Origin of the sequence: Paraburkholderia ribeironis (assembly GCF_900019265.1) — a bacterium.
Lineage (GTDB): Bacteria > Pseudomonadota > Gammaproteobacteria > Burkholderiales > Burkholderiaceae > Paraburkholderia > Paraburkholderia ribeironis.
The window spans coordinates 126,611-141,176 of record NZ_CYGX02000019.1; the positions used below are offsets into that span (position 1 = coordinate 126,611).

General features: G+C 65.4%; 14 protein-coding genes and 1 pseudogene. 12 read left to right on the plus strand and 3 right to left on the minus strand.

Annotated elements, in window-relative coordinates; genetic code table 11:
* Positions 1-330: 330 nt before the first annotated feature.
* The 5 genes from BN2475_RS09935 to BN2475_RS09955 all read left to right on the plus strand — a co-directional run bounded on the left by BN2475_RS09935 (position 331) and on the right by BN2475_RS09955 (position 5,261).
* Positions 331-534, plus strand: coding sequence for a cold-shock protein (locus BN2475_RS09935; protein ID WP_008922053.1), 204 nt, complete (start codon positions 331-333; stop codon positions 532-534).
* A 270-nt stretch (positions 535-804) separates the two neighbouring features.
* Entirely contained in the window at positions 805-1,197 is a 393-nt protein-coding gene (locus tag BN2475_RS09940; RefSeq protein ID WP_094779354.1) for a hypothetical protein, read from the plus strand.
* A gap of 338 nt (positions 1,198-1,535) precedes the next feature.
* Positions 1,536-2,957 (plus strand): hopanoid biosynthesis associated radical SAM protein HpnJ, encoded by a 1,422-nt coding sequence (hpnJ, locus tag BN2475_RS09945; RefSeq protein ID WP_094779355.1) that lies wholly within the window; start codon positions 1,536-1,538, stop codon positions 2,955-2,957.
* Positions 2,954-4,114, plus strand: a complete 1,161-nt coding sequence (gene hpnI, locus BN2475_RS09950; protein ID WP_094779356.1) for a bacteriohopanetetrol glucosamine biosynthesis glycosyltransferase HpnI — start codon at positions 2,954-2,956, stop codon at positions 4,112-4,114. The genes hpnJ and hpnI (BN2475_RS09950) overlap by 4 nt, the downstream gene beginning before the upstream one ends.
* A gap of 103 nt (positions 4,115-4,217) precedes the next feature.
* Complete coding sequence (locus BN2475_RS09955) at positions 4,218-5,261, plus strand: lysylphosphatidylglycerol synthase domain-containing protein (protein ID WP_245841250.1); 1,044 nt, start codon at positions 4,218-4,220, stop codon at positions 5,259-5,261.
* A gap of 72 nt (positions 5,262-5,333) precedes the next feature.
* On the opposite strand, the gene BN2475_RS09960 is transcribed toward BN2475_RS09955, so the two are convergent.
* The gene (locus BN2475_RS09960; protein WP_094779358.1) at positions 5,334-6,737 is read right to left on the minus strand and encodes an ATP-binding protein; all 1,404 of its coding nucleotides are present in this window, start codon (positions 6,735-6,737) and stop codon (positions 5,334-5,336) included.
* Positions 6,734-7,393 (minus strand): response regulator, encoded by a 660-nt coding sequence (locus tag BN2475_RS09965; RefSeq protein WP_094779359.1) that lies wholly within the window; start codon positions 7,391-7,393, stop codon positions 6,734-6,736. Before BN2475_RS09965 ends, BN2475_RS09960 begins: the two co-directional genes overlap by 4 nt.
* Positions 7,394-7,720: 327 nt before the next feature.
* Here BN2475_RS09965 and BN2475_RS09970 point away from each other — a divergent pair, with 327 nt between their 5' ends.
* The 7 genes from BN2475_RS09970 (at position 7,721) to BN2475_RS10000 (ending at position 13,565) form a co-directional block, all read left to right on the plus strand.
* Positions 7,721-8,086, plus strand: coding sequence for a hypothetical protein (locus BN2475_RS09970; RefSeq protein ID WP_094779360.1), 366 nt, complete (start codon positions 7,721-7,723; stop codon positions 8,084-8,086).
* 12 nt (positions 8,087-8,098) lie between these two features.
* Complete coding sequence (gene hpnI, locus BN2475_RS09975) at positions 8,099-9,376, plus strand: bacteriohopanetetrol glucosamine biosynthesis glycosyltransferase HpnI (protein WP_094779361.1); 1,278 nt, start codon at positions 8,099-8,101, stop codon at positions 9,374-9,376.
* Positions 9,366-10,187 carry a hopanoid biosynthesis-associated protein HpnK gene (gene hpnK, locus BN2475_RS09980; protein ID WP_094779362.1) on the plus strand — a complete coding sequence of 274 codons (822 nt, stop codon included), beginning with the start codon at positions 9,366-9,368 and terminating at the stop codon, positions 10,185-10,187. The genes hpnI (BN2475_RS09975) and hpnK overlap by 11 nt, the downstream gene beginning before the upstream one ends.
* A gap of 17 nt (positions 10,188-10,204) precedes the next feature.
* Complete coding sequence (locus BN2475_RS34230; RefSeq protein WP_159444542.1) at positions 10,205-10,381, plus strand: hypothetical protein; 177 nt, start codon at positions 10,205-10,207, stop codon at positions 10,379-10,381.
* A 171-nt stretch (positions 10,382-10,552) separates the two neighbouring features.
* Positions 10,553-11,212 carry a response regulator gene (locus BN2475_RS09990; RefSeq protein WP_094779363.1) on the plus strand — a complete coding sequence of 220 codons (660 nt, stop codon included), beginning with the start codon at positions 10,553-10,555 and terminating at the stop codon, positions 11,210-11,212.
* The gene (locus tag BN2475_RS09995) at positions 11,212-12,576 is read left to right on the plus strand and encodes a sensor histidine kinase (protein ID WP_094779364.1); all 1,365 of its coding nucleotides are present in this window, start codon (positions 11,212-11,214) and stop codon (positions 12,574-12,576) included. The genes BN2475_RS09990 and BN2475_RS09995 overlap by 1 nt, the downstream gene beginning before the upstream one ends.
* Positions 12,577-12,785: 209 nt before the next feature.
* Positions 12,786-13,565 carry a ProQ/FinO family protein gene (locus tag BN2475_RS10000; RefSeq protein ID WP_094779365.1) on the plus strand — a complete coding sequence of 260 codons (780 nt, stop codon included), beginning with the start codon at positions 12,786-12,788 and terminating at the stop codon, positions 13,563-13,565.
* 16 nt (positions 13,566-13,581) lie between these two features.
* Here BN2475_RS10000 and BN2475_RS10005 read toward each other — a convergent pair.
* Positions 13,582-14,450: pseudogene (locus BN2475_RS10005) on the minus strand (TAXI family TRAP transporter solute-binding subunit).
* Positions 14,451-14,566: the final 116 nt, after the last annotated feature.

The following is a 14,566-nucleotide window of genomic DNA, read 5'->3' on the forward strand; positions in this document are numbered from 1 at the left end:
GCGCTCGCGAAACAATCGGACGAGACCTGCGCGGCCATGGATGGACTGCCGATACCGAATATCTTATCTGATTGGCGAAGATCGCATTGCCCACCCGCCCGGGCACGGTGCGCGCCGCTTGGGGGGAGGCCGTCGCGAGGCCGGGAAATCCACTGAGGCGGGAGCGCGCAAACAGGCGTAAAGTCAAGCGGCAGTGGCAGGAACCGGCGCGGGCCCGCAGCCGCGGACGCTGCCTGCAGCGGGCACGACCCGCGCACGGCAAGGTCCACAAGCGACCACCCACCGTCGGCGAATACAGCCCAATCAACCAGATGCACACGAGGAATCGACATGCCAACCGGTACAGTGAAGTGGTTCAACGATGCAAAGGGCTTTGGCTTCATCACCCCTGACGACGGTGGCGAAGATCTGTTTGCGCATTTCTCCGAGATTCGCACCGAGGGTTTCAAATCGTTGCAGGAAAACCAGAAGGTCAGCTTCGAAATCAAGCAGGGACCGAAGGGCAAACAGGCGGCGGATATCAAGCCAGTCTGAGAAAGCAGGGCGGCCCGCCCGCACGCTGAACGCGTGGGGCCGGCCGCATGGCGGCATTGGCCATATCGGCCATATTGGCCGTATGGTTTGCGCTGCTGCCGTTACAGGGTGCCGTCCACGGTAGCGCCGATTCCATCGAGTAATGCATCACGCATATCGACGAGCGTCGCGTCGCGCTGGTTGCGCGGATGCACTGCTGTCACCGCGAGCGCGCGCACAGCCTGGGCAGCGCCGCGCCGGTGCCCGCGAGGCCCAAACAACGAGGGCGTCGTGGACAAGGACACCGCATACAAGGAAATAACCGACAACGGTGGCGAAGCTTATGCGAGGTTCTTCGCGGCGCAGAACCCCGACGATCCGCTCACGCCGTTCTGCCATCGCTATCTGTTCGAAAAGGATCTCGCGGCGCGTACGGCCGCGCATGACGAAGAGCGCGGCTTCGCGGTGAAATCGCTGGCGCAGATGGAGTCGTCGTCGCACATCGCGCAGGCGGCGGCAAGCGCGTCGCGCGATGCGGCCACGGCGGCGCATACGTCGGCGCTGGCCGCGCGGCGCTCGGCGTTCTGGACCATGATCGCGGCGATCGCGTCGGCACTCGGTGTAGTGGTAAACGCTGCCCTGAATCTCGGCTGGCTCGAATGGGCAAGGCATCTGACGCAATGAGCTGACGCAATGAGCCGGCGTAATGAGCCGGCGCAATGAGCCGACGTAATGAACAAGTCCAACGAACTGGCGCAACGAGGCGGTCCAATGACCCGACCGCGCGAATCATCCTGCATTTTGCCGCGACCGGGATTGCGAAAAATTCCGCGCCATCTACGCAAAATCCCGCCATGAGATCGGTGCCGTTCGCAGCCGGAACGCAGTATTATTCTTCAGGTTTCCTTCAGCTTTGCTCCGTACCATTCGCGCCACGGCCTGTCGCTGTGCGTAAGCGCGCGGTGGTTCCCGTCCTTCCCGACAGAAAACTGAAAGCGCCGATCAGGCTTGCTGGGGCATCAATGAAAACTCTGTTCTTGCAGGCGCCGTCGTATGACGGCTTCGATGGTGGCGCGGGCTCGCGCTATCAGGCGAAGCGCGAAGTCCGCTCGTTCTGGTATCCGACATGGCTCGCGCAACCCGCGGCACTCGTGCCCGGTAGCCGGGTCGTCGACGCGCCCGCCGACAACCTGTCCGTCGAAGCCACGCTCGACATCGCCCAGGACTACGAGCTGGTGATCATCCACACCAGCACGCCGTCTTTCCCCTCCGACGCACTGTTCGCCGAAGACCTGAAAAAACGCAAGCCATCGCTGCTGGTCGGCATGGTCGGCGCCAAGGTCGCGGTCGATCCGCATAATTCGCTGACCGCCAGCGAGGCGATCGACTTCGTGTGCCGCGAAGAATTCGACTTCACCTGCCAGGAGATCGCCGAGGGCAAGCCGTTCGCGCAGATCAAGGGTCTGAGCTATCGCGGCGCGGACGGTTCGATCGAGCACAACGAAGCGCGGCCGATCCTCGAAGACATGGACGAACTGCCATTCGTCGCGCCGGTGTACAAGCGCGACCTGAAGATCGACAACTACTTCATCGGCTATCTGCAGCATCCGTACGTGTCGATCTACACGGGCCGCGGCTGCCGCTCGAAATGCACGTTCTGCCTGTGGCCGCAAACGGTGGGCGGTCATCGCTACCGCACGCGCTCGGTGGAAAACGTGCTGGCCGAAGTGAAGTGGATTCGCGACAACATGCCTGAAGTCAAGGAGATCATGTTCGACGACGACACCTTCACCGACTTCAAGCCGCGCGTCGAGGAAATCGCACGTGGCCTCGGCAAGCTGGGCGTGACGTGGTCCTGCAACGCGAAGGCGAACGTGCCGTACTCGACGCTGAAGATCATGAAGGAAAACGGCCTGCGCCTGTTGCTGGTGGGCTACGAATCCGGCGACGACCAGATCCTGCTGAACATCAAGAAGGGCTTGCGCACCGACATCGCGCGGCGCTTCAGCGAAGACTGCCGCAAGCTCGGCATCAAGATTCACGGCACCTTCATTCTCGGTCTGCCCGGCGAGACGCACGACACGATCCAGAAGACGATCTCGTACGCGCAGGAAATCAATCCGCACACGATCCAGGTATCGCTCGCCGCGCCTTATCCCGGCACGCGGCTCTACAACCAGGCCGTCGAGAACGGCTGGCTCGAAGAGAACAAGGTCATCAACCTCGTCAGCAAGGAGGGCGTGCAACTCGCGGCGATTGGCTACCCGCATCTGTCGCGCGAGGAGATCTATCACCAGCTCGAAAACTTCTACAAGCGCTTCTATTTCCGGCCGTCGAAAGTCTGGGAGATTCTGCGCGAGATGCTGACGAGCTGGGACATGATGAAGCGGCGCCTGCGTGAAGGCGTCAAATTTTTCCGTTTCCTGCGCGCCCACCAAGCGTGAGCGCCACGCACCTGGTCATGGTCACGTTGGCATACGCATGTGCGGCAGCGGCCGTGGTCGGCATCGGCTACACGGTGCTCGCCGGCGTGCTGATCGGGCGCTTCTTCGCCCGGCCGGTGTCCGCGCCGACCAGCTTCCCGCCGGTCACGATCGTCAAGCCGCTGCACGGCGACGAGCGGGCGCTGTTTGCCAATCTGGCGAGCTTCTGCGAGCAGGATTATCCCGGGGCCGTGCAATTCCTGTTCGGCGTGCACGACCCGGCCGATCCCGCGCTGCGCACCGTCGACGAATTGCGGCGACAGCATCCCGACGCAGACATGACCGTGGTGGCCGATGCGCGCCTCTATGGCCCGAACCGCAAGATCAGCAACATCCTCAATATGCTGCCGCAAGCGCGGCACGACGTGCTGGTGTTCGCCGACAGCGACGTGAGCGTCGGCCCCGACTACCTGCGCAACGTGATCGGAGAATTGCAGAAGCCGGACGTGGGACTCGTCACCTGCGCGTATCGCGGGCAGCCCGACCCGGGCTTCTGGCCGCGCCTGTCGGCGAAGGCCACCAACTACCAGTTCCTGCCCGGCGTCGTGACCGGTCTGGCGCTCGGGCTCGCGCGTCCGTGCTTCGGACAGACCATCGCGATGCGGCGCGACACGTACGAAAAAATCGGCGGCTTCACGCCATTCGTACGGCATCTGGCCGAGGATCACGCAATCGGCGAGGCGGTGCGCGCAATCGGCGAGAAGGTGGTGATCCCGCCGTTCGCGATCGCGCATGCGTGTGTCGAATCGAGCGCGAGGAAACTCATCGCGCACGAACTGCGCTGGAGCCGCACGATACGCCGGATCAATCCTTGGGGCCATCTCGGCTCGGCGCTGATCTATCCGTTTGCGTTCGCGCTGCTCGCCGTCGCGTTTTCGGGCGGCGCGCTGTGGGCGTGGCCGTTCGTGCTGGCCGCGATGGGCGCGCGGCTTGCGGTGCAGCTGCTGGTGGACCGCGCATTGCGGCAGCCGCATCGCGATCTGTGGTTGCTGCCGTTATGGGATATCGTATCGTTTGCGATTTTCGTTGCGAGCTTCAGGTCGTCGCGCGTGGTCTGGCGCGGTTTTAGTTTCAAAGTGGATGGTGACGGCCTGTTGTCGGCGGCACAGGACGAATGACGGATGAACGGCGGGTTGAACAGGCAATAATGCAAGATTTTTTCGAATCACAAAACGAACACGGCACAGCGGCAACCGGGCGCGCGCACGAGGCGGCCGCGTGATGAAGCATCTCGGCCGCGTGGCCGCGTTTGCCGGCCTGCTGCTATCTCTGTGGCTCGTCTGGCGCGCCGATCCAGGCGCCGTGCTCGGCGCGCTGCGGGCCGCCGGCGCGGGCCTCGTGGTGGCGGCGCTCGCCCATGTGCTGCCGATGCTCGCCAACGCGTGCGACTGGCGTTCGCTGATCCGCGGCGCGAACCGGCCGGGTCTCGGCAAGATGCTGCACCTCGTTTGGGTGCGCGAATCGGTCAACAGCATGCTGCCGGTGGCGCGCATCGGCGGCGAGCTGGTGTCGTTCCGCATGCTCAGGCGCTGGGGTGTGCGGCCGGCGACGGCGGCAGGCAGCATCGTCGTCGATATGCAGCTCACCGTGATCAGCCAGTTGCTGTTCACGATGGTCGGCATCGGGTTCCTGTTCGCACATGCGCACTCCGACACGCTGCGCCTCGCCGGACAACTGGCGTGGGGCGTGGCGGCGCTCACGCCGCTGTTGCTGCTGTTCGCGTTCGTCCAGCATGCGAACCCGTTCGAGCGCATCACGCGCGTCCTCAACCGGATGACGAGCGGCAAGCTTGCGGCGCTGGTCGGCCATTCGGCGCGCATCGACCAGTCCATCAAGCTGATCTGGCGGCGGCGCGCGGTGGTGCTGCGCTATCTGTTCTTCTGGCAACCGTTGCAATGCTTCATGACGTCGCTGGAAATCTGGCTCGCATTGCATTTTCTCGGCGTGCAAGTGACGCTCGTCGAAGCGGTGGTGATCGAGTCGTTGATCCAGGCGATCAGCAGCGCCGCATTCTTCGTGCCGGGCGGACTCGGCGTGCAGGAAGGCGGCTTCATCCTGGTCGGCGGCGCGCTCGGTCTCGATCCGTCCACCTGTCTCGCGCTGGCCGGCGCGCGGCGCATCCGCGACCTGCTGGTGTTCGTGCCGGGGCTGATCGCGTGGCAGTTCAGCGAGTCGTCTGAGCGCGCCGCGCGAAGTGCGCCGCGGGGTGCGCGGACCGTGCGGGCGCAGGCGCGCTCCGCCGTCGGTGAAACGAGCCGGCGCTAGGCCAGCTTCAGGCCCGCTTCAGGCCCGCTTCAGGCCAGTTCCAGGCGGGCACTGCGCTGGCGGACTGGCGTATCAGTGCGCGGGCGCGTGAGCGGGAAACGACACTTCGACCGCCAGCCCCCGATCGCCGATGCCTTTGCCCAGCCGCAGGCTAGCGCCGAAATGCTCGGCGATGCGCGCGACGATCGACAGCCCCAGGCCGCTGCCGGTCGCTTGATTGCCGGTCGCGCGAAAAAAACGATGCGTGAGCCGGGCCAGATCGTCAGATGAAACACCGGGGCCGTCGTCGCGCACGCTCACCTGCACGCGGTCGTCGGCATGCCGCACAGCGACTTCGATGTTGCCGCCGCTGCGTCCGTACTTGATCGCGTTATCGAGCAGATTGTCGAGCAGGATGCCGATCAGCACCGGTTCCGCGTTGATCTCGGCGCGCATGTCGCCGATCAGCGTCACGCTGATGTTTTTCTGCTGCGCGTTGCGCTGGTTCGCGAGCAGCGTGTTCTTCGCCACACTCGCCGGGTTGAGCGGTTCCGTCGACAGTTTCTCGTGCAAGTCCAGCCGCGCGAGCAGCAGCAACTGCTCCGCAAGCCGCGCGCTGCGATCCACGCCTTGCACCACGCGCTCCATCGCCAGCCGCTGCAACACCGTGTCCGGTTCGGCCAGCGCGACTTGCGCCTGCACCTTGATCGCGGCGAGCGGCGTCTTCAGTTCATGGGCGGCGTCGGCGGTAAATGCGCGCTCGCGCTCCAGCGAATTCAGCAGACGCGCCAGCATCTGATTGATCGCATCGACGAGCGGCCGCACTTCGAGCGGCGCGTGGCCGATGTCGACCGGCTCCATCCGGTGGATGTCGCGCGAGCGGATCGCATCCGACAGCAGCTTCAGCGGCGCCAGACTCCAGCCGATGCTGAACCACACCAGCAGCGCCAGCACCGGCAGTGCGACCAGCGTGGTCCGCGCGATCCGGCTCGCGACGCCGCTCACCAGATCGCTGCGCGTATTGGCCGGTTCGAACACCCGCACGGTGTGGCCGAGCGCGGTGTCGCGCAACGTGAACGAGTGATACATCTGGCCGCCCAGCATGATGTCCTGCGTGCCGCTGACGGCCGGCACTGGCAGATCCCACCCACCGAGCGCGCGCAATGGCGGACTGCCCGCCAGCACCTCGCCGTGCGCGTCGCGCACCTGGAAGAGAGCGTCGCGCGGCAGCGAGTCGTCGTCGTCGAGATCGTTGGCGCCTGGCTCGCCGCCTTTTTCTTCTTCGCGCACGTCGATGCGCGCGTTGGCGAGCGTGGTCAGATTGCGCTGATCGAGCAGCGCGAGAATTTGCGCCAGTTCCGCGAGACGCGCCCCTTCCCATTCGGCGACTTCGTGCGTGGCCTGACGATAGCTGGAGAGCAGCCCAACGCCCCAGATCAATGCAATGCTCGCCAGCACCAGCAGCACGAGGCGCCGGCGAATCGACGGGCCCATCACCCTTTCTCCACCACGTAGCCGATATTGCGCACGGTCTTGATCAACCCCGCGCCGAGTTTCTTGCGCAGATTGGAGACGTGCACCTCGATTGCATTGCTTTCGATTTCTTCCTGCCACCCATACAGACTCTCTTCGAGCCGCGAACGCGACTGAGGAATACCCTGATTGGTCAGCAACTGCAACAGGATCGCCCATTCGCGCGACGTGAGCGACACGCGCGTGTTACCCACTTCGACAGTTTGCGCAGCGGGGTTGACCGTCAGATCCTGATAGCGGATCAACTCGACACTGCGGCCTTGCGCGCGGCGCAGCAGCGCGCGGCAACGCGCGATCAGTTCGGTCAGGTCGAAGGGCTTGCCGAGGTAATCGTCGGCCCCCGCTTCGAGACCGCTAACCCGGTCGACCACCGTGCCTTTCGCGGTCAGCACCAGCACCGGCACGTGGTTGCCGGCGTCGCGCAGCCGCATCAACACCTCCATGCCGGATACGCGCGGCAAGCCGAGATCGAGTATCACGAGCGCGTAGGCGGTGGTGTCGAGCGCGAGATTGGCCTTGTGGCCATCGCGCGCCCAGTCGACCGTGAAACCGGCTTGACGCAACCCGGCTTCGATACCGCAGCCGATCAGGTCGTCGTCTTCTACGAGGAGTACGCGCATGAGTTCAGGGATTCCCTTTTAATGTAAATGGCATGACTACAAGCATATTGATGCAAGCGGCGAGTCGTGCATCCGAAGTTTAACCATGCTGTTCAGTACTTGCTTTATAGCGTGCGTTTGCTTAAGGTTTCCTTCAGCTTGAATCGATACTATCGGCCGTCAATGAACCGTTGCCGCGTGGCCAGATGAGCACGGCAACCGGTAGCGCGTCAGCCTGGCGCAATCCGATCGTAAGTGCATCGATGCAATGTTCGGCAAGCGCGGTTATGCTGATCCATTGTGCCGATTCATGGCGCCGTGCATCCCCTCAGGTCACGAGATCACGTTATGAAGCCAGTCACCGTCGACATACTGCGAGCTCATCTGCTGGCCGCATCGCTCACGGCCATGGGCGCCGGGGCCGTGGTCTGCGCAGCGCTGGTGTTGCCCGTGCAACAGAGCGGGTTCGGTTCGATGTCGGTCCGGCTGTGCGCGATCGCGGTGATCATCGGCGGCGTGATCGCGGTACGCGAATTCGCGCAGGCCGCGTTCAAGTTCGCTATCGAACGCCGCTATGCGTTGCGAGCGAGGCAATCCACGTTGCCCGCATGGCCGACGTCTGCGGTTGCGGTGGCATCGGATTGTCCGCGGCGCTGGCTCGTCACTCTCCATCTACGTCTTACGGGAACACCGTTCGTGCTGCCCGGGCACTGACGGAAACGGCTAATGGCGGCGCACGCACTGACGGCATGCCAATGGATCCTGCTGGCCGGCTGCACCGGCGCATCGCTGTACGCGATGCTCGCCGCTGTGGCGATGCCATTCTTCGGCACTCGCCGCAAGGCCGCGTTGGCGGGCCGCGATGCATCCAGTACACCTAACGGATCGATTGCCTGCGCGTCGCATCCCTTTGCGCAGGTCGGCGTCAGCGTGCTCAAACCGCTGTGCGGCGCCGAGCCGCGTCTCTACGACAATCTGCGGACTTTCTGCGAGCAACGCCATCGGCATTTTCAACTAGTGCTCGGCGTGTCGTCGCCCGACGATCCCGCGATCGCGGTGGTGCGCCGCTTGCAGGCCGCCTATCCCTCGCACGACATCGAACTCGCGATCGATACGCGCGTGCACGGCAGCAACCTGAAGGTCAGCAATCTGATCAACATGGCGGAGCGGGCGCGTCACGACATCATCGTAATCGCCGATAGCGATATCGCCGTCGAACCCGACTATCTCGACAGCGTCGCAGCGCCGCTTGCCGATCAGAATGTGGGCGTCGTCACTTGCCTGTACGTGGCGCGGGGTGTCGGCGGCTTCTGGCCGCGCGTGGGCGCGCTCTTCATCAACGAATGGTTCGCGCCGTCGGTGCGGGTTGCGCACGCGTCGGGTTCGCGCCGCTTCGGCTTCGGTGCGACGCTCGCGTTACGCCGCGCGACGCTTGAGCGCATCGGCGGCTTCGATGCGCTGAAAAACTGTCTCGCCGACGACTACTGGCTGGCCGAGCACGTGCGTGCGTTGGGGCTGCAAACGGTGCTCTCGCGGGTGATGGTCGCCACCGATGTGATCGAGCCGACCTTTAGCGCACTGTGGCAGCGCGAGACGCGCTGGCTGCGCACGATCCGCTCGGTGAATCCGTTGGGCTTCGCGTCGCTGCTCATCACGTTCCCGACACCGTGGGTGGTGACCGGCGCGTGGTTGACCGCTGCGCTGATGGCGGGCGCCTGCGCTCACGTGCCCGACGCCGCGAAATTCGTGAGCGCGGCTGCCACGGCGGCCGGGTTGGCCGCGCGCCTGCTGCTGCATTTGCGCGCCTCGCGTCGCGAGCGTACCTTCTGGCGCGATCTGCCGCTCGTGCCGTTGCGCGATACCTTGCTGGCGCTGCAATGGCTCGCCAGCGCGTTCGGCTCGCACGTGATGTGGCGCGGCACGCGCGTACCGGTCGGTGCGTCGCCCGCTCGCGCTGGGCGGTTGCGCGTGATGGACGTGATGGAGGCTTCCGATGGCGGCTGAGCCGCGCGGGCTGATCGTGACCGCCGACGATTTCGGCCTGCATCCGCGCGTGAATCTGGCAGTCGAGCGCGCGCATCGCGATGGTGTGCTGAGCGCCGCGAGCCTGATGATCGGCGCGCCAGCCGCGAGCGATGCGGTTGCACGTGCGCGTGCGTTGCCGCGGCTGCGGGTCGGTTTGCATCTGGTGCTGGCCGATGGCGACGCACTGGCGCCGCGTGCGTCGATCGGCGCATTGCTCGACGCGCACGGCCGCTTCGGCAACAACATGGTGCGCGACGGCGTGCGCTTCTTCTTTCTGCCGCACGTGCGCAAGCAGCTCGAACGCGAAATTCGCGCGCAGTTCCAGGCCTTTGCCGATACCGGCCTGACGCTCGACCACGTCAACACACACAAGCACTTTCATTTGCACCCGACGGTGCTCGGGTTGATCCTCGCGATCGGCCGCGAGTACGGCATGAAGGCGATGCGCCTGCCATTCGAGGCCAACGCGCCGCTCTGGTTGCGACCGTGGATCGCGCAGGTGAGGGCGCGCCTCGATCGCGCGGGAATCGCGCACAACGACTATGTGATCGGCGTGGCCCGCAGTGGACGGATGGACGAGGCGGCATGGCTCGCGGCGCTTGCCGCCCTGCCTGCCGGGGTGGGTGAAATCTATTGCCATCCGGCTACGGCCGGTGAGTTCGCGCTCAGTGACGGTATGCGCGATTACCGGCATGCCGATGAATTGCAGGCGCTGCTGTCGCCGCAGGTGGCCGACGCGATTCGCGCGTTGGGCGCGCCCGTCGGCGGGTTCGCCGACCTGCTGCCGTAGCGGGGTGTGAGCGGGTGGTGGCCTCGCGCGAACTGCGCTTCATACCGGCTGCTTCTTCAGCGCGGCTGTCGATGTGCGCCGTCACCGCCACCGTCCGTTTCGCTTTGGTCGTGGCTGATTTCCGGCTGACCGGTTACCTGATCGGCGACACGCTTGAACGGCAACGGTTGCCGGTCTGGCGCGCGGATCTGTAACTGAGCGGGTTGCGTATCCGTCAACATCATCGCGCCGGCCGCCCGCACGAGCACGCCGGCCGCTTTTTCCAGCGTGCCGTCGGCATTGCATCGGCGTGCCTTCGGCAAACCCTAAGGAAGCGTTAAGCTAGCGGCCCCGACAATGCGGGCAAACCGGACAGAGGAGAGGCCATGCGTCTGCTATTGGTCGAAGACGACGACATGATTGCCGAAACTGTGCTGGGCGCAATGCGCCGGGCCGGCTACGCGATCGACTGGGCCGCGGACGGCCGCGCGGCGGAGTTGTCGCTGGGCAACGGCGTGTACGACCTCGTACTGCTCGATCTCGGCTTGCCGAAGAAGGACGGCATCGACGTGCTCAACGCCTATCGCCAAAGCGGCGGTGCTGCGCCGGTCATCATCCTGACCGCACGCGATGCCGTCGACGAACGCATACGCGGTCTCGACACCGGCGCTGACGACTACCTGATCAAGCCGTTCGACCTCGACGAGCTGGCCGCGCGGGTGCGCGCGCTGTCGCGCCGGCGCACCGGCCAGAAGCAGCCGGTGTATGCGCACGGCGACCTCACGCTCGACCCGGCGGCGCACGAAGTCACCAAAAACGGCGCACCGCTCGTCCTCGTGCCGCGCGAGTTCGCGCTGCTGCAGGCGCTGATCGAGGAGCCCACGCGCGTGTTCACCAAGGCCGAGCTGGAAGAAAAACTGTACGGCTGGGGCGAAGAGGTGGGCAGCAATACAATCGAAGTCCACGTGCACAGCTTGCGGCGCAAGATCGGCGCGGACCAGGTCGTGACCGTGCGCGGGGTGGGCTATCGTTTGAAGAGGTGTTGATGACGTCGATTCGCCGCTGGCTGCTGGGCTGGCTGATCTTCGGCATGGCGGTGGCCGCGGCCGTGGCCGGCCTCGGGATCTTTCATACGGCACGCGAAGAAGCGGGCGAGCTGTTCGACTACGAGCTGCGCACGGTGGCGCTATCGTTGCCGTCGGACTTGAGGCACGCGGGCGGCGGCGAACAACGCAACCCCGACCTCGGCGGTCTGGCCGACGACCGGATCGTCATCGAAATCTGGGATCGCGACGGCGAGCTGATGTACCACTCGACGCGTACGCCCGCATTCCAGCGCATGCCCGAGGGCTTCCATACCGTCCAGCGTGGCGGATATTACTGGCGCACCTTCGGGGTGGATCAGCAGGATCGCTATATCCAGTTGGCGCAACCCGTCTCCGTGCGCGAAGACCTGGCGCTGCGCCTTGCGTTGCACACGCTGTGGCCACTCGCCGTGCTGCTGCCGGTGGCGATCGTGCTGGTGCTGCTGGTGGTGGCGCGCGGGCTGGCGCCGATCGGCAGTCTGTCGAGCGCGCTGTCGACCCGTTCGATCGACTCGCTCGAGCCGCTGCGTCTGGACGGCACCGTGCCGGTCGAAATCAGCCCACTGGTGGAAGCGCTCAACGATCTGCTGCAGCGCTTGCACACGGCGTCGCAGGCGCAGCGCACGTTTATCGCCGATGCCGCGCATGAGCTGCGTTCGCCGCTCGCCGCGCTGAAGCTGCAACTGCAGGCAGCTTCGCGCGATGGCTCGCTCAAGGGCGAGGGGCAGATGCTCGAGCGCGTCGAGGGGCGCGTGAACCGGATCATTCACCTCGTGCAGCAACTGCTCGCGTTGGCACGCGAAGACGCGTATCCGGTTACCTCGATGGTGCCGACCAGTCTGCGCCGGATCGGCGAGCACGCGGTGGGCGATTGTTCGCTGCTGGCCGAGACGAGGGACGTCGATCTCGGTCTCGTCTGCGAAGACGCCCGCACGCGGAACGACACCTATACGGTGTTGGCCGAGCCGCACGGGATGAGCGTTCTGTTAGGAAACCTGATCAATAATGCGATTCGCCATACGCCACGCGGTGGCCGCGTCGATGTGATCCTCAGGCGCGCGGGCGACAGCGTTGGGTTCGAGGTCGTCGATAGCGGCACGGGTATCCAGCAGGCCGAGCTCGAGCGGGTGTTCGACCGCTTCTATCGCGGCGAGGATGCCCGGGGCGAGGGCAGCGGGCTTGGCCTCGCGATCGTGTCGCGCATCGCCGAGCGGCATCAGCTCAGTCTGTCGCTGCGCAATAACGAGGGCCGGCCGGGCTTGAGCGTCGCGGTGTCGGGCCTGAAGTCATACGACGCTGAGGCGCCCGTGCCGGTCCGAACCTGACGCGCATTGACGCTGATCCTGGCAGCGCGCGTGCCGTGTCGAGCCCGAGGTCTCGTGCCGCGCCCGGCAGCAGTTGAAGCGGGAAACCCGGCGGGTGGCCGCAGCGGCGCGCGTCATTGCGGCGGCACGCGCGGCCTGCCGCTTGGGGTTGTCCGGAGCGCACAGTCACACACTGCTACAATCTCGTCTTTCTCGATCGATTGTGCGCTATGGGTTTCGAACAACTCGCTGAACTGAAGAAGCAACTGGCCGCGGCACGCGCCGAAGCCGCGCCTGCCGCCAAACGCGGTGCCAAGCCCGCTGCTTCCAAGCCAGCTGCCAAGCCAGCCTCCAAGACCGGTTCGAAGTCGGGCGCGCGGCCTGCCCGCCAGCCCGCGCAGCCGCGCGGCGACACGCCCGCGCCGCACGCGCATGCGAAGCCCGCGGCGGACGCGCGGCCGGTGGACCCGGTGGTGAAGTCGATCGGGCGTCTGCAAAAGCGCTTCCCGGTGGCGTTCCCGAAGAATCCGGCGCCCAAGCTGCCGCTGAAGGTCGGCATCTTCGAAGACCTCATCGCGCATGCGAAGGATCTGTCGCTGAGCGAAGCCGAGTTGCGCGACGCGATCAAGACGTGGTGCCGTGGTAGCCGCTACTGGAAATGCCTGGTCGAAGGCGCGGCGCGCGTCGATCTGACGGGCGCCGAGGCGGGCAAGGTCACCGCGCAGGAAGCGGCGGGCGCGCAGCGTTTGCAGGCGCATCGCGCGGCCAGGAGCGCGCCGAAGGCGCCAGCCGCAGCGGCGCAAGCGCCGGCGGCTGAAACGGCTAAAACGGCTCAAGCGGCGGCTGAAACGGCCGCTGAAATAGCGCTCACGCCGGTCGACGCTGCCACGAGTTCGCAGCCCGACGCCGACGGCAAGCCGCAGGCCAGTTCGACGGAACCGTCCGTCCAGACTGCAGAAGTCGCCGCCCCGGCGAACTCGCCGGCAGCGCCCGCCGCGCCCGACGCATAAAATCCCCACACCCCGGCTACGCGGTGCTGCGTTGTCGCGCACCCGCCGTCAGCCGGCTGCGCACGAAACCGACGTGTTCGCGCAATACGTAGAACGCGTCGGTATACGCAAGCGGCATGCGCAGCCGATTCAGCGACGCCTCGATCTGATCCAGTTGCGCGAAGAGCTGCTGGCGCTCGTCGTCGGTCGGATCGGCGAGCGCGCCGCGCTCGATCGCAATCAGCGAACCGTAGTAGCTGCGCGAGCGCACGCGCCATCGGTACAGCGCGGGCACGAGGCGCATGGCCGGAAACAGCAGCACCGCGACCGGCAGCAATAGCACGAGCGTGCGGTCACCGATGCTCGCCAGCCAGAACGGCAGCGTGCGGTAGAGAAAACTCTTGCCGTGCAAGCCGTCGCTCGGCACCAGCACGGTGTCGCCGCTTGGTGCGATGCCGTTGGCCTCCAGTAACTGGAGCGCAATCAGACGGGTGCCGCTGCCTTCGCGGCCGATCGCGACGCGCTTGCCTTCCAGTTGTGAAACTTGCGTGATGCCGGTGCCGCGATAGAAGACCACCACTGGCACATAGAACAGGCTGCCGAGCGACTCATCAGCGACGACGTGTCGTGCCCGGTTGCTACGCCCCCTTGCACGAGCGCGATGTCGACATGCTGCTTCGGGTCGAGCAGGCGCTGCAGGTTCTGCACGGAACCATCGGACTCCCACACGTTCAAGCGGATGCCGTTGCGCGCGAGGATTTTCCTGTACTGGTTCGCGGTGACGAGCAACGAACTGTCAGGCGGGCCCGCGCTCATCGTGATGGATTTCGGCGGCGCGGGATTGAGGAGCCAGACGATCAGCGTGATCGGTGTGCGCTCGGCAATTCGCTCTATTGACGGTGGCATGATCGCCTGCAGTTTTGCGACGTATCGATGGTCGCACTGGCCGCGAAACCTGGGGTATTTCCCGACGCTGACCTATACTCGAAAAAAGTTTTTCGGGCTCATCACGGTGGACACCA

Bases quoted from the DNA above. Each gene is read 5' to 3' on its own strand.
- BN2475_RS09995 (WP_094779364.1), top strand. From the start codon at position 11,212: ATGACGTCGATTCGCCGCTGGCTGCTGGGCTGGCTGATCTTCGGCATG.
- BN2475_RS09970 (WP_094779360.1), top strand. From the start codon at position 7,721: ATGAAGCCAGTCACCGTCGACATACTGCGAGCTCATCTGCTGGCCGCA.
- BN2475_RS09990 (WP_094779363.1), top strand. From the start codon at position 10,553: ATGCGTCTGCTATTGGTCGAAGACGACGACATGATTGCCGAAACTGTG.
- hpnJ (WP_094779355.1), top strand. From the start codon at position 1,536: ATGAAAACTCTGTTCTTGCAGGCGCCGTCGTATGACGGCTTCGATGGT.
- hpnK (WP_094779362.1), top strand. From the start codon at position 9,366: ATGGCGGCTGAGCCGCGCGGGCTGATCGTGACCGCCGACGATTTCGGC.
- BN2475_RS10000 (WP_094779365.1), top strand. From the start codon at position 12,786: ATGGGTTTCGAACAACTCGCTGAACTGAAGAAGCAACTGGCCGCGGCA.
- BN2475_RS09965 (WP_094779359.1), bottom strand. From the start codon at position 7,393: ATGCGCGTACTCCTCGTAGAAGACGACGACCTGATCGGCTGCGGTATC.
- hpnI (WP_094779361.1), top strand. From the start codon at position 8,099: ATGGCGGCGCACGCACTGACGGCATGCCAATGGATCCTGCTGGCCGGC.
- BN2475_RS09955 (WP_245841250.1), top strand. From the start codon at position 4,218: ATGAAGCATCTCGGCCGCGTGGCCGCGTTTGCCGGCCTGCTGCTATCT.
- BN2475_RS09935 (WP_008922053.1), top strand. From the start codon at position 331: ATGCCAACCGGTACAGTGAAGTGGTTCAACGATGCAAAGGGCTTTGGC.